Annotated in this window: 12 protein-coding genes; 6 read left to right on the forward strand and 6 right to left on the reverse strand. The window is 72.2% G+C overall.

Annotated features, from left to right (window positions below; all coding sequences use genetic code 11):
- Positions 1–86: 86 nt before the first annotated feature.
- Positions 87–1,709 (forward strand): chaperonin GroEL, encoded by a 1,623-nt coding sequence (gene groL, locus O7624_RS18370; RefSeq protein ID WP_093403361.1) that lies wholly within the window; start codon positions 87–89, stop codon positions 1,707–1,709.
- Between the two features lie 103 nt (positions 1,710–1,812).
- Here the strand turns inward: groL and O7624_RS18375 are convergent, their stop codons facing one another.
- Together O7624_RS18375 and O7624_RS18380 are read right to left on the reverse strand one after the other, a co-directional pair.
- Positions 1,813–2,055 carry a hypothetical protein gene (locus tag O7624_RS18375; protein WP_282236683.1) on the reverse strand — a complete coding sequence of 81 codons (243 nt, stop codon included), beginning with the start codon at positions 2,053–2,055 and terminating at the stop codon, positions 1,813–1,815.
- A 161-nt stretch (positions 2,056–2,216) separates the two neighbouring features.
- A complete protein-coding gene (locus O7624_RS18380; RefSeq protein WP_282236684.1) occupies positions 2,217–4,772 on the reverse strand; it encodes a S8 family serine peptidase in 2,556 nt (851 codons plus the stop codon).
- Between the two features lie 114 nt (positions 4,773–4,886).
- Between O7624_RS18380 and O7624_RS18385 the strand changes: the two genes are divergently transcribed.
- Entirely contained in the window at positions 4,887–6,710 is a 1,824-nt protein-coding gene (locus tag O7624_RS18385) for a glycerol-3-phosphate dehydrogenase/oxidase (protein WP_282236685.1), read from the forward strand.
- An 83-nt stretch (positions 6,711–6,793) separates the two neighbouring features.
- Complete coding sequence (locus tag O7624_RS18390) at positions 6,794–7,318, forward strand: hypothetical protein (protein WP_170863397.1); 525 nt, start codon at positions 6,794–6,796, stop codon at positions 7,316–7,318.
- 13 nt (positions 7,319–7,331) lie between these two features.
- Here the strand turns inward: O7624_RS18390 and O7624_RS18395 are convergent, their stop codons facing one another.
- Entirely contained in the window at positions 7,332–8,732 is a 1,401-nt protein-coding gene (locus tag O7624_RS18395) for an FAD-linked oxidase C-terminal domain-containing protein (protein WP_282236686.1), read from the reverse strand.
- A 66-nt stretch (positions 8,733–8,798) separates the two neighbouring features.
- On the opposite strand from O7624_RS18395, the gene O7624_RS18400 reads away from it, so the two are divergent.
- Positions 8,799–9,173, forward strand: coding sequence for a DUF4031 domain-containing protein (locus O7624_RS18400; RefSeq protein ID WP_282236687.1), 375 nt, complete (start codon positions 8,799–8,801; stop codon positions 9,171–9,173).
- Positions 9,174–9,201: 28 nt separating this feature from the next.
- On the opposite strand, the gene O7624_RS18405 is transcribed toward O7624_RS18400, so the two are convergent.
- Positions 9,202–9,840 (reverse strand): metal-dependent phosphohydrolase, encoded by a 639-nt coding sequence (locus tag O7624_RS18405; protein WP_282236688.1) that lies wholly within the window; start codon positions 9,838–9,840, stop codon positions 9,202–9,204.
- A 115-nt stretch (positions 9,841–9,955) separates the two neighbouring features.
- Here O7624_RS18405 and O7624_RS18410 point away from each other — a divergent pair, with 115 nt between their 5' ends.
- Together O7624_RS18410 and O7624_RS18415 are read left to right on the forward strand one after the other, a co-directional pair.
- Positions 9,956–11,212, forward strand: a complete 1,257-nt coding sequence (locus tag O7624_RS18410) for an FUSC family protein (protein WP_282240677.1) — start codon at positions 9,956–9,958, stop codon at positions 11,210–11,212.
- An 87-nt stretch (positions 11,213–11,299) separates the two neighbouring features.
- Positions 11,300–12,796: a PrsW family intramembrane metalloprotease gene (locus O7624_RS18415; protein WP_282240678.1), complete on the forward strand. Its 1,497-nt coding sequence runs from the start codon at positions 11,300–11,302 to the stop codon at positions 12,794–12,796.
- A gap of 57 nt (positions 12,797–12,853) precedes the next feature.
- On the opposite strand, the gene O7624_RS18420 is transcribed toward O7624_RS18415, so the two are convergent.
- On the reverse strand, positions 12,854–13,021 hold the full coding sequence (locus tag O7624_RS18420) for a hypothetical protein (protein ID WP_166458800.1): 168 nt from the start codon (positions 13,019–13,021) through the stop codon (positions 12,854–12,856).
- Positions 13,022–13,109: 88 nt separating this feature from the next.
- The gene (locus O7624_RS18425; RefSeq protein ID WP_093403375.1) at positions 13,110–13,448 is read right to left on the reverse strand and encodes a co-chaperone GroES; all 339 of its coding nucleotides are present in this window, start codon (positions 13,446–13,448) and stop codon (positions 13,110–13,112) included.
- Between the last annotated feature and the right edge of the window lie 83 nt (positions 13,449–13,531).

Raw genomic sequence — 13,531 nt, forward strand, 5'->3', positions numbered from 1 at the left:
GGCGACGTCCCAAGGTGCGTACACCAGACGGCCCATCCGGGGCACACACTCGGGTGGCCCGTGAGTGTCCAGGAGGACAACGCCGTATGGCCAAGATGATCGCGTTCGACGAAGAGGCGCGCCGCGGCCTCGAGCGGGGCATGAACCAGCTCGCCGACGCCGTGAAGGTGACACTCGGCCCCAAGGGCCGCAACGTCGTGCTCGAGAAGAAGTGGGGTGCCCCCACCATCACCAACGATGGTGTGAGCATCGCCAAGGAGATCGAGCTCGAGGACCCCTACGAGAAGATCGGCGCCGAGCTGGTCAAGGAGGTCGCCAAGAAGACCGACGACGTAGCCGGTGACGGCACGACGACGGCGACCGTCCTGGCCCAGGCACTCGTTCGCGAGGGCCTGCGCAACGTGGCCGCCGGTGCCAACCCGATGGCCCTGAAGCGGGGCATCGAGGCTGCGGTCGCCAACGTCTCGGAGGAGCTGCTGAAGCTCGCCAAGGACGTCGAGACCAAGGAGCAGATCGCCTCCACCGCCTCCATCTCCGCTGGTGACGCCAGCGTCGGCGAGATCATCGCCGAGGCGATGGACAAGGTCGGCAAGGAAGGCGTCATCACCGTCGAGGAGAGCAACACCTTCGGGCTGGAGCTGGAGCTCACCGAGGGTATGCGCTTCGACAAGGGCTACATCTCGGCCTACTTCATGACCGACCCGGAGCGTATGGAGGCCGTCTTCGACGACCCGTACATCCTGATCGCGAACAGCAAGATCTCGTCGGTCAAGGACCTGCTCCCGATCCTGGAGAAGGTCATGCAGGGCGGCAAGCCGCTGCTGATCATCGCCGAGGACCTGGAGGGCGAGGCCCTGGCCACGCTGGTGGTCAACAAGGTCCGTGGCACCTTCAAGTCGGTCGCCGTCAAGGCGCCGGGCTTCGGTGACCGCCGCAAGGCCATGCTGACCGACATCGCCATCCTCACCGGTGGCCAGGTCATCAGCGAGGAGGTCGGCCTCAAGCTGGACGCCGCCAGCCTCGACATGCTGGGCCGGGCCCGCAAGGTCGTGGTGACCAAGGACGAGACCACCATCGTCGACGGTGCCGGCGACGCCGAGCAGATCCAGGGTCGGGTCAACCAGATCCGGGCCGAGATCGACAAGAGCGACTCCGACTACGACCGGGAGAAGCTGCAGGAGCGGCTGGCCAAGCTGGCCGGCGGCGTTGCGGTGATCAAGGTCGGCGCGGCCACCGAGGTCGAGCTCAAGGAGCGCAAGCACCGCATCGAGGACGCGGTCCGCAACGCCAAGGCCGCCGTCGAGGAGGGCATCGTCCCGGGTGGTGGTGTCGCGCTGGTCCAGGCCGGCAAGACCGCCTTCGACAAGCTCGACCTGGCCGGCGACGAGGCGACCGGCGCGCAGATCGTGAAGATCGCGCTGGACGCCCCGCTGCGGCAGATCGCCGTGAACGCCGGCCTTGAGGGCGGCGTCGTGGTGGAGCGGGTCCGCAACCTCGACTCGGGTCACGGCCTCAACGCCGCGACCGGCGAGTACGTCGACCTGCTGGCCGCGGGCATCATCGACCCGGCCAAGGTGACCCGTTCCGCGCTGCAGAACGCCTCGTCGATCGCCGCGCTGTTCCTCACCACCGAGGCCGTCGTGGCGGACAAGCCGGAGAAGACCCCGGCCGCACCGGCTGGCCCGGGCGGCGGGGACATGGACTTCTGAGTCCAGCTCCAACGCCGGAAGGGGCGGGCCGCGTCAGCGGTCCGCCCCTTCCGCTTTGTCGGCGGTGGCCGGCCGACCCTGCGTCGGCGGTGGCGGCTGGTCGCTACGTCGGCAGTGGCCGCTGGTTCCGTCGCTTCCGCGCCCGGTCGTACGGTGGTCGGTGCTGAACCGGCTCGTCCACCAGGATGAGCGGCTCCTCGGGTGGCTCGTCCACACCGGTCATCTCGGCCAACTGCTCGGCGTCGCCGTAGTCGAGCCGGTCGATCGGCAGTTGGCCGGGGACTCCGTGGACCGCAGCCCCGGTGGTTGGTGGGGCTTGCCGGGCCTGATCGTCGTCCGTGCTCATCGCTGCCTCCTCTACCGAAACGGTAGGGGCGTGCCGAGCACCGGGATGGGCGATTGGCATTATCGGGATCTATTTGCTATTTGCGCTTTTGCGGTGGCCAAGGGCGCTACGTCCGGAAGAAGACACGTCCGGTCCGAACGCCGCTACCGCCCGAATGACGATCAGTCACGGGCCGCCGACACGGCCGCGTACGCGTCGACCAGACCGGCACCCACGATGTTCGCCGGGCCGCCACATTCGTCGGTCCGCGCCCGGGCCGGGTCGTTGGTCTCGATCGGGTCGGCCGTGTCGCGGAGGATCCGCCGCGTCCGGTCAAGGTCGCCGACGAGTTCCGGGTTGGCTGACCACATCAACGCGACCACACCAGCCACCTGTGGTGTGGCCATCGAGGTGCCGTCGAGCACGGCGTACCCGCCGCCGGGCATCGCGGAGAGGACCTCCGCCCCCGGTGCCATCAGATCCGGTTTCGTCACTCCGGCGATCGTCGGGCCACGTGAGGAGAAGGCGGTGACCCGCCGCCGGTCGTCCACCGCGCCAACGGTCAGCACGTCCGCGTACGGTGCGGGCGGGTCCTGCACGGAGCCGCAGAACGGGCCGGTGTTGCCGGCCGCCGCGACGACGAGAATCCCGGCGGCCTCCAGCGCTGCGGTGGCCGGCCGCAGCGCCGAGGGATCGCAGCCTTCGATCGGTGGGCAGCCCCACGAGTTGGTCAGGATCTCCGGCGCCCGGGCGGGCCGCCCCTGTCGGAACGGGTCGCCGCCGAGCGGGAAAGGCGCCAGCATGAACTGGAGGCAGTCGAGGTAGGCGGCCGGGTTCCCCAGATTGCGGTCGAGGTTGACGCAGCCGACCCACCGCGCGCCGGGGGCCACACCGATGCCGTCCCGCCCGACGGCGCTGCCCATCGTGTGGGTGCCGTGTCCGCTGCGGTCGGTCGGTGCCCCACTGCCGTTCCACGGGTCGAACCACGAGTCGTCGCCGCCCCGGAAACCCTGGGCCAGGGTCGGATGCCGCCCGTCCACTCCCGAGTCGGAACTGCCCACGGTCACGCCGTCGCCGGTCACGCCGAGTTCGGACCAGACCCGATCCGCGCCGATCATGGTGATGTTCCACGGTGGGCCGGACGGGGGCGGGGCGCTGCCGGTGGCGCTGTCGGCGGGCGCCGGCAACGGACGCAGTTGCTGGCTGACCAGTACCCGGGCCACCTCGGATCGGCTGGACAGCCAGGCCCGTACCGCCGGCCCACCAGCCACCTCGATCGCGTTGACGAGATAGTAGGGGGTGTGTGGCAGTCGAGCCCGCCGCAGATCGCGCCGCAGGTCGGCCTGGGTCCGGTCGGCGGTGTCGACCAACCGCCGGTAGACCTCCTCGGCGCGTGCGTCCCGGCCCGCCCGCCCTGGCTCGCCGCGCACACCGCTCAGGTCCGCCTGTTCGCGGAGCAGTACGAAGAGTCGCTCCCCGTGCAGCCCGGGCTGTCCGGCGGTCGCGCCGACCAGACCGACCGTGACCAGTAGCGTCAGGGCGCTCGCTGCGGCCAGCACCCGGCTCGGCGTGCGGGCCGATCGGCGGGCCAGCAGCAGGCCGTACCCGACCGCCAGCACCAGTCCGACGGCGAGGCCGACACCGGTCGCGGCCGCGACCCAGAACGGCACGTCGCGGTTGCCGACCAGCAGCAGGCTGACCTCCTCCGGGTCGGTGAAGGCAAGCGGGCCGAACACACCGAGCCCGACCAGCCAGGTGGTCGGCGTCCGACCGCCATCCCCGGCCGAATGGTGGGCCACGACGCCCCCGGCGATCGGTTGATCCGGCAGAACGCGGCGGGTGCCCGGGTGGGCGACACCACGTCCGGTGGCCGGCTGGCGGCTCATGGCCCGCAACGCGGCCAACGCGAAACCGGCCGGCGGCAGCGTCACCAGCAGGGGCAACTGCGCGCCGGAATGGCCGGTGCCGGCACCGATCAGCAGCAGCAAAACCCCGGCGACGAGCCCGCCCAGCAGCACCAGCCGGGCCGGTCGAGGTGGTTCGTCGGCCCCGAAGTGGCCCCAGAACCGAACGTCGAGCAGCGTCGCCGCCAGCACGCCGACGGCCACCGCAGCCAGCCCGGCGAGCACGGTCTCCAACAGCCCGCCGAGTGCGCCCCACCAGACCCAGGGCAGTAGCAGGGCGAGCCCGGCGGCCACCGCCAGCAGGGCCGCCACCGACGGCCGTCCGTCCAGTCGCGCCTGACGCCCGGTCGGGGCACCCACACGGACGTCCGATGCGGGCGGATGCGCCTGCCGCCCGGTCTCGGCTTGCCGGCCGGGGCCGAGGACGTGGGAGGGCAGCCGGGTCGTCACCACCGCCAGCAGCGCGGCCACGAGGGCCAGCGCGCCGAGGTACGCCTCGTGGTGCACCGGGGGGATCGTCCGCAGCAGCCCGAGCAGACCGAGTACGAGCGCACCGGCGAACCAGAGCCGGCCGGTGACGCGGACCGCCGCCGAGCGGGGAACGAGGGCCAACGGCAGCGTCGCGGCGGCGATCAGCAGCACGGTTAGCAGGCAGGCCACCGGCCAGAGCGGCACCAGCCGGTCCAACCCGCCGATCAGCACCACCTGGTCCACGGCCCAGCCGCCGGTCTGCGCCAGGACCGTGACCGCGACCGTCCAGCAGCCGGCGAGTACCGCCGCGACGATCGCCCAGGGGCTGGCGGTCGAGCCGGGTGTGGTGGGTTCCGCCCGCATCCGCACACAGTACGACGCAGCCGCCGCGCCGTCGGACGGATCTGGCGGGCAACGGATCCGAGGCCCCCGGGCCGGCACGTGTCGGGGGAGGACCGGGCCGGTTAACGTGGACGGGTGCGTGATCCGAACGTTCTGCGGTCCGTTGCCGGGCAGCTGTCGCCCGCCCGCCGCGCCGCCGACCTGCGTCGGCTGCGGGCCGAGCGGTTCGACGTGCTGGTGATCGGGGGTGGGGTGACCGGTGCCGGCGCGGCCGTCGACGCCGCGTCCCGGGGCCTCAAGGTGGCCCTGGTGGAGGCCCGCGACTTCGCCGCCGGCACCTCCAGCCGGTCCAGCAAGTTGATCCACGGTGGCCTGCGCTACCTGGAGCAGTTGGAGTTCGGCCTGGTGCACGAGGCGCTGACCGAGCGCGGGCTGCTGGCCACCCGGCTGGCGCCGCACCTGGTGCGGCCGGTGCCGTTCCTGGTGCCGCTCCCGGCTGGGCAGGGCGTCCGCGACCTGCCCGCCCGACTGCTGCGGCGGGCCTACTACGGTGCCGGGGTGGCCGCGTACGACGCCTTCGCCGGCCTCTTCGGCGGCGGTCGGGGCATGCCGCTGCATCGGCACCTGAGCCGGGAGGGTGCCCGCCGGGTCTTCCCGAGCCTGCGCTCGGAGGGCCTGGCCGGGGCGATCCGCTACCACGACGGGCAGGTCGACGACGCCCGCCTGGTGGTCACCCTGGCGCGCACCGCCGCCAGCCTGGGCGTGACCGTGGTGAGCAGTGCCCGGGCGGTCGGGCTGATCCGGCAGGCCCGGGAGGTCACCGGGGTCCGGGTTCGTGACCTGGAGGCGCCCGCCGGTGCACCCGAAGCCGAGTTCGAGGTACGCGCCCGTACGGTCATCGCCGCCACCGGTGTCTGGACCGACGACATGTCCCGCATGCTCAACGACGTCGGGCTGCGGCCCGGGGTCCGGGTCCGGGCGTCCAAGGGGGTGCACCTGGTGGTGCCCCGCTCGGCGATCACCGGCGAGACCGGGCTGATCCTGCGTACGGCCACCAGTGTGCTTTTCGTCATCCCGTGGGGCGGGCACTGGATCATCGGCACCACGGACACCGACTGGCGGCTGGACCGTTCGCACCCGGCGGCCTCCGCCAGCGACATCGACTATCTGCTCCGGCAGGTCAACACGGTGTTGGACCGCCCGCTGACCACCGCCGACATCGAAGGGGTCTACGCCGGGCTACGTCCGCTGCTGGCCGGTGAGGCGGACTCCACCTCGAAGCTCTCCCGGGAGCACGCCGTCATCGAGCCGATGCTCGGGCTGCTCCTGGTGGCCGGCGGCAAGTACACGACGTACCGGGTGATGGCCGCCGACGTGGTCGACCGGGCGATGCGTCGGCTCGGTGGCCAACGGGTGTCGCGTACGGCTGATCTGCCGCTGCTCGGCGCGGACGGGTACGCGGCCATGTGGCGGGACCGGGCGGACCTGGCCCGCCGCCACGGCTTGCCGGTGGGCGTGGTGGAGCATCTGCTGGAGCGCTACGGAAGCCTGACCCTCGACCTGCTCGCCCTGATCGACGCCGACCCGTTGCTGGCCTCCCCGCTGGCGGGCGCGCCGGAGTATCTCGCCGCCGAGGTGACGTACGCGGCCCGCGCCGAAGGGGCATTGCACCTGGAGGACGTGCTGACCCGGCGTACCCGGATCTCGATCGAGACCGCCCACCGGGGCCTGGAGTCGGCCGAGCACGCGGCCGAGCTGATGGGCGCGGTGCTGGGCTGGGACGCGGCTCGGCGGGCACGGGAGGTCACCCACTACCGGGGCCGGGTGGAGGCCGAGCGACAGTCCCAGCTGATGCCGGACGACGCGACCGCCGACGCCGCACGACTCGGCGCGCCGGACGTGCGCGGCTACGCTGCGGATCGGGGCGCCGACGACGGCGCGGCGGGTGTGGCCCGCTGAGATCCACTCTGGAGATCGTCGAGCATGGATATCTCTTCGACGGGTTACGCTTCCTACCTACGGTGGGGTAAGTTCCGCGAGTGATGGCGCTTTCCCGATCACGACTGGCATTCCTGCCCGGCATCGTCCTGCTGGCGGTCGCTCTCGGCGGCTGTGCGCCCTTCGGCGACAACTCCGAACCGCCCGTGGAGGCGAGTGCGCCGGCCGCCGGGCAACCCGGCGGCGCGGGGGCCACCACAACCGGAAAGGGCCGGGTCAGTCTGCTCCAGAACGACGGGGCCGACGGTCCGCTGCGCACCCTGAACGTGGAGCCGGACGGGCGTTGGGAGTGCATAGACTGTGCCGGCGACGGAGTCACCTCGACCGGCGCGTTGACCGAGGAGCAGCGGGAGCGGCTGCAGCAGCTGCTGGCCGAGCCGGACTTGGCGCGGGAGACCGACGAGGCCCGCGGCTACCGGGTCAGCTGCGTCGGCGCGCTCACCTCCAGCCTGCTGACCGCAGCCGGTCTGATCACCTCGCAGGACTGTCCGGGGGAGGAGCGACCGCCGGTGGCCGAGGAGATCCTGCTGCTGCTCACGCAGAACACGCCCGCCGAGATGGTCGGCTGAACCGCCCCGACGGTCAGAGGACCTTTCCGGGGTTGAGCAGGCCGGTCGGGTCGAGCGCCGCCTTGATCGCCTGGTGCACCCGTACGCCCACCGGACCGATCTCCCGGGCCAGCCAGTCCCGCTTCAGCAGCCCGACGCCGTGCTCACCGGTGCAGGTGCCGCCCAGGTCCAGCCCCAACCGCATGATTTCGTCGAAGGCCCGTCGGCCACGCTCCAGGCTCGCCGGATCGGCTCGGTCGACCACGATGTTGGGGTGCATGTTGCCGTCACCTGCGTGACCGACCACCCCGATCGGCACCTGGCACTCGGCCGAGATCCGGGCCACCCCGTCGAGCAGCGCGGCGAGCGCTCCCCGGGGCACCGCCAGGTCGTCGATGATCAGGCCGCCGCTGCCGCCCGGGTACGCCTCCGCGGCGTACTTCTCCATGGCCGGGTGAGCCGACCGGCGGGCCTGCAACAGCGCGGCGGCCTCCACGGCGTCGCTGGCCGCGTACACCTCCTCGGCGCCGGCCGCCTCGCAGACCGCAGCCAACTCGGCCAGGTCCGCCGCCGCTCGGGGACCGGTGTCGGCGGCGGCCAGCAGCAGCGCCTCCGCGTCGGTGCGCAACCCCATCGGCCGGTACGCCTCGATCGCCCCCAGATGGGTGCGGTCGAGCAGTTCCAGCAGGCTGGGGGAGAGTCCCTGGGCCGCGATCCGGGCCACCGCCTCGCCGGCGCCCGCGGTCGAGCCGAACACGGCCACCAGGGTCAGCGACTCCGCGGGCGCGGGTCGCAGCGCCACGGTGACCTCGGTGATCACTCCGAGGGTGCCCTCCGAGCCGACGAAGAGCCGGGTCAGGTCGTAGCCGGCCACGCCCTTGGCGGTGCGCCGCCCAGTACGCAGCACCTCGCCGGAGGCGAGCACCACCTCCAGGCCGAGCACGTACTCGGTGGTCACGCCGTACTTGACGCAGCACATGCCGCCCGCGTTGGTGGCGACGTTGCCGCCGATCGTGGACGACTCCCAGGAGCCCGGGTCGGGCGGGTACCACAGACCCTGCTCACCCACGGCGGCGGTGAGCACGGCGTTGACCACCCCGGGCTGGACGACCGCGATCCGGCTCACCGGATCGATCTCCAGGATCGCGTTCATCGAGGTGGTGCTGATCACCACCGCGCCGGCGACGGAGTTCGCCGCGCCGGCCAGCCCGGTACGGGCACCCTGCGGCACCACCGGCACGCCGTGCCGCCCGGCCGCCCGGACCACCGCGACGACCTCCTCGGTGCTGCTCGGCCGGGTCACCACCAGCGGCGTGGCCGAGGCACACAGGTCGGCCTCGTCCCGCTCGTGCCCGCGCAGCAGGTCAGGATCGGTGAGCACCGCGTCCGGCCCGAGGGCGGCACGCAGGTCGTCGAGGAGCGGGGAGGTGGCCATGCGGCCGAGGTTACGACCGGCCACTTGTGATCATCAACCTGAGTCGGCGGCGGGTACGGTGGCGGGGTGATCTACGTGGACCGGCCGGCCTGGCCGGGGCGCGGCCGGCTCTGGTCGCACCTGATCAGCGATGTCGCCCTGGCTGAACTGCACGTCTTCGCCGAGATGCTGGGCGCCCCCGGGCGAGGCTTCGACCGGGATCACTACGACATTCCCGCCGAGCGCTTCCCGATGGCTGTCTGGCTCGGTGCTCAGGTCGTACCCAGCCGCGACATCGTCCGCCTCCTGCGCGCTGCCAACCTGCGCCGCCCGAAACACCTCTCCCGCCCCACTCGCCCCTCCCGCCCGCCGCTTCCCCCGACCGCCCCCGCCGCCGATCATGCAGGCGTGGTACGCATCAAAGCGGACGAAGCATCCATAACGCCTGCCGTAACTGCATGATCGGGGCGGGGCGGGGTGGTGGGGCTTGTCAGGGGGTGAGGTGGGTCAGTTCGCGGGTGAGGTTGGTGTGGGCCGGGTGGGTCCAGCGGGCGGCCAATGCGGGAATGCGGTACAGGGAGGGCAGGGCGAGCAGGCCGGAGAGCACCCGGGCCCGGCCGGCCCGGTAGTCCGGCTCGGGCACGTGGGCGTACTCCCGGCGGATCGCGGCGGCGTACCTGTCGTACTCCGGTGGTGACGCGGCCAGCACGGCCAGGTCGGCGTCGCAGAGCAGCGCGCCGTCGGCGTCCGCCGGAGCCACCACGTGACCAGCGGTGAGCAGGACCAGTCGCTTCACCTCGGCCACCTCGGCGGGAGGCAGCCCCAACCGGGTGAGCAGGGCGTCGGCGAGCGCCGCGCTGTCCTGCTCGTTCCGGTCACCCGCCGCGCGGGGGTCGTACACCGCGTCGTGGCACCACGCGGCGAGTCGCACCAGGTCGGGTCGCGACGCGGTCGAGGCGTACCGGTCGACCACGTCGAGCACGGCGGCCAGGTGCGCGATCGTGTGGTAGTGCCGATGCGGCTCCCGCCACCGTTCGAGCAACTCCGCCCCGGCGGCGTCGACCGACGCGGGGTCACCCGCTCCGGCAGCCCGGGCGGCGGTACGCCATCGCGCGATCAACCCTGTCACCGGCCCGAGTCTGCCCGATCCCGGCGACGAGCCGTGATCCGGTGCCGCCGTCCGGAGTGATGTGCCGCTTCGGCGGGAATGTCCGGGCGTCAGGTGGGTAGTCCCGGCCATGACGGTGGCCCGGCGCGGACTTTCTCGGCTGCTGCGCCGAGACGGCGCGCGCGACGGACGGTCCGACGTCGACACGGCTCGGATCGCCGGGACCATGGCGCAGCTGCATCACCGGAGCAAGGCGACCCTGCGCGACCGCCTGCATCGGGTGCGCCTGTCACTCGGCCTGGCCGCGCAGGCGGGTCTGGCCGCCGGGCTGTCCTGGGTGGCCGCGCATGAGCTGCTGGGCAATCCGCAACCGGTCTTCGCCCCGATCTCCGCCGTCGGCACCCTGGCCGTCTCGGTGGGTCAGCGGTTCCGCCGGACCATCGAGTTGATCCTCGGGGTGGGCGTCGGGGTGTTCGTCGGCGACCTGCTGATCTATTTCCTCGGCACCGGGCCGTGGCAGCTCGGGCTGGTGGTCACCTCCGCCATCGTGCTCACCGTTTTCGCCGGGGGCAGCGTCGCCATCGTCATCCAGGCCGCGGCGACCGCGGTGCTGATCGTGACGCTCAGCCCGTCGGTGGAGGATCTGGAGATACCCCGGTTCATCGACGCGATCGTCGGCGGCAGCATCGCGCTGCTGGTCACCGCGATCCTGCTGCCGCTCAACCCGCTGCGGGTGCTCAACCGGGCGGCCCGGCCGGCGCTGGACCTGCTCGCCGCCCAGCTCGATCTCGCCGCCGACGGGCTGCGGGAGCGCGACGCGGGCAAGATCCAGAGCGCGCTGGACCGGCTGCGCGACAACAAGGAGGAGCTGGCCACCTTCTCCGAGGCGATCGAAGGTGCCAAGGAGACTGCGCTGCTCTCCCCGGCACGGTGGCATCGGCGCAGCGAACTCACCCATTACGCGGAGGCGGCCGACCCGATCGACCGGGCGATGCGCAACAGCGGCACGCTGATCCGGCGTGCGGTGACCCTGGTGGAGGACGACGAGCCGATTCCGGAACCGATGCCGGACGCCGTCGATCACCTGGCCGAGGCGGTGCGCCAGCTACAGAAGGAGTTCGCTCAGGGCGAGGAGCCTGAACAGGCCCGGGAACGGTCGCTGCGCGCCGTCAGCGAGGCCGGCCGGGCGTACGGCGACGGGGTGGGGTTCTCCGGCAGTGTGGTGGTGGCCCAGGTGCGTACCACCGCCAGTGATCTCCTGGTGGCCTCCGGCATCAGTCAGGAGGAGGCGAACCGGCTGGTGCGGCGCTCCTTCGGTGAACTGGACCGACCGGGGGCACCGGCCGGGCCGGAACCGGCCGTACAGCGGCCCACCGCACCCCCGGTCGGCTAGGCCGTGTGTCGAAGTCCCTGGCGGGGCTGCGGCGCGCCCTGGCACGTCGGCTGGCGGTGTTGCCGTCGCTCTGTCCTCGGGGTGGCCATGCGCCCGGCCCGACGGGCCGGGCATGACTACGCTGACCGCATGGCCGTCACCCCGTCCGGCGGATCACTGCCGCCGTCGCCGTCCGTGCCCGTCGCCCCAGGCGTGGAGGGTGGCGTACCCGGAATGCCGCGACGCCGCCTCAGCTGGCGACGGGCACTGGTGCTGATCGGGGTGATCATCCTGATCGCGGCCTGCGCGATCTTCATGATCTTCACGCTCGGCACCAGCCTTGGCGCAGAGGCGTTGCTGGTCGGCACCGCCGCCGCGATCCTGCCGGTCCCGGTGCTGGTGGCCTGCTTCCTCTGGCTCGACCGGTACGAACCCGAGCCGCTGAAATACCTGGTCTTCTGCTTCGCGTGGGGCGCCTTCGTCTCCACCGCCGCGTCACTGATGGTCAACGAGACGGCCGCCAACTGGTTCGACGACCAGGGGCTGCCCGTCGGGCTCACCGCCGTTCTGGTCGCGCCCTTCATCGAGGAACTGACCAAGACGCTCGGCCCGATCCTGCTGCTGGTGTTTCGGCGGCGGGAGTGGTCCGGCATCACCGACGGGCTGGTCTACTGCGGGCTCTCCGCGATCGGCTTCGCGATGGTGGAGAACATCCTCTACCTCGGCGGGCTCGGGTACGCCTCGGGCGTCGAGCAGTACGGGCCGGCGACCGGGGCGCAACAGGTCATCGCCATCTTCATCGTCCGGATCCTGCTCTTCGGGTTCGCCCATCCGCTGTTCACCTCGATGGCCGGTATCGGGCTCGGTATCGCCGCACGGTCGGCGGACCGTCGGGTGCGGTTCTTCGCCCCGGTCGCCGGGCTGCTGCTGGCGATGATGCTGCACGGGACGTGGAACCTGCTGCCGACGCTGACCCAGGCCACCGGTCAGGTGCTGATCTCGCTCTTCGGCTTCGTCGGCGTGATGGTTCCGATCTTCTTCGGCATGGTCGGCCTGGCGGTGTGGCTGCGGGCCTGGGAGGGACGGCTCACCGAGCGGGTGCTGCCGGACTACGTCCGGGCCGGTTGGCTCACGCCACCCGAGGTGGCCGCGTTGAGCAGCCTCGGTCGACGACACGCGGCCCGGGTGTGGGCCCGGCGGGTGGCCGGCGACGCCGGTCTACGGGCGATGCGTGGCTACCAGTTCGCGGCGACCCGGTTGGCGTTGCTTCGGGACGGCGCCACCCGAGGTCTGGACCGCCGCCCCGTCGACCGGGACCGGACGGCCCGGGAGGAACAGGAACTGCTCCACTCCATCGCCGCGTACCGGTCGTACTTCGTGGGCCGGGACCCGCAGTCGCCGGTCGGTGTCTGGGACGGGCACCGCTACCACCTGCGGTTCCCGGACGGTTCGCAGCGGGCGGTCGAGGCCCCCGAGGAGCCGGTGGTCCCGATCCCGGTGGTGCTCACCGCGCCGCCCCCGCCGCCCGCGTTCCCCGCCGGATACGGCCACCCCGGCTGGTACGGCCCCCGTCCCGCCGCCCCCTGGCCACCCGGCCACCGCTGACCGCCCCCGTCCGCCCGGTTCCGGCCCGGCCGGTGACCGGGGCGCCGCTCGGTGGGCTCACGTCATCAGGCTGGTGAGGAAGTCGCCGAGCCCCTGGGCCATCATCATCAGGGCCGCACCGATGGCCTTGAACATCTGTGCGGCGCCCTCCGGCCGGAACGCCATGAAGTAGATCAGAAACGCGAGGCTTCCCCAGGCCAGCACCTTTTTCACGAATACCGGCATCGTCCCTCCCCAGGCCGGTGGTGCGGCTGGCTTCCCGCCGGGGAGCGCGGCAAACGACGCGTGGGCCGTTCGAGGGGACCGAAGCCGGTCAGAGATAGAGACCTGTCGCGTTCTCCTCGATCCGCTCGGCGGCCACCGCGTGCACGTCGCGTTCGCGCAGCAGCACGTAACCACGGCCGTGCAGCTCGACCTCGGATCGGTCATCGGGGTCGAAGAGCACCCGGTCGCCGGAGACGATGGAGCGTACGTTGGGCCCGACCCCGACGGCGGTGGCCCACGCCAGGCGTTTGCCCACCGCCGCGGTGGCAGGAATCACGATGCCGGCGCTGGAACGCCGCTCGCCTTCGCTGCCCTCCATCCGCACCAGCACGCGGTCGTGCAGCAGTCGGATGGGCAGGCCGGAGTCGAGGTTCGGATCGGCGGTCACGCCGCAGACGCTACCGTGTCGTCCCCCGTGGGCCGTCGGTGGTCACCTGGTTAGCGGACCGGTCGGGCGGGGCACTGTGGGTG

Origin of the sequence: Verrucosispora sp. WMMD1129 (assembly GCF_029581255.1) — a bacterium.
Classification (GTDB): domain Bacteria; phylum Actinomycetota; class Actinomycetes; order Mycobacteriales; family Micromonosporaceae; genus Micromonospora; species Micromonospora sediminimaris.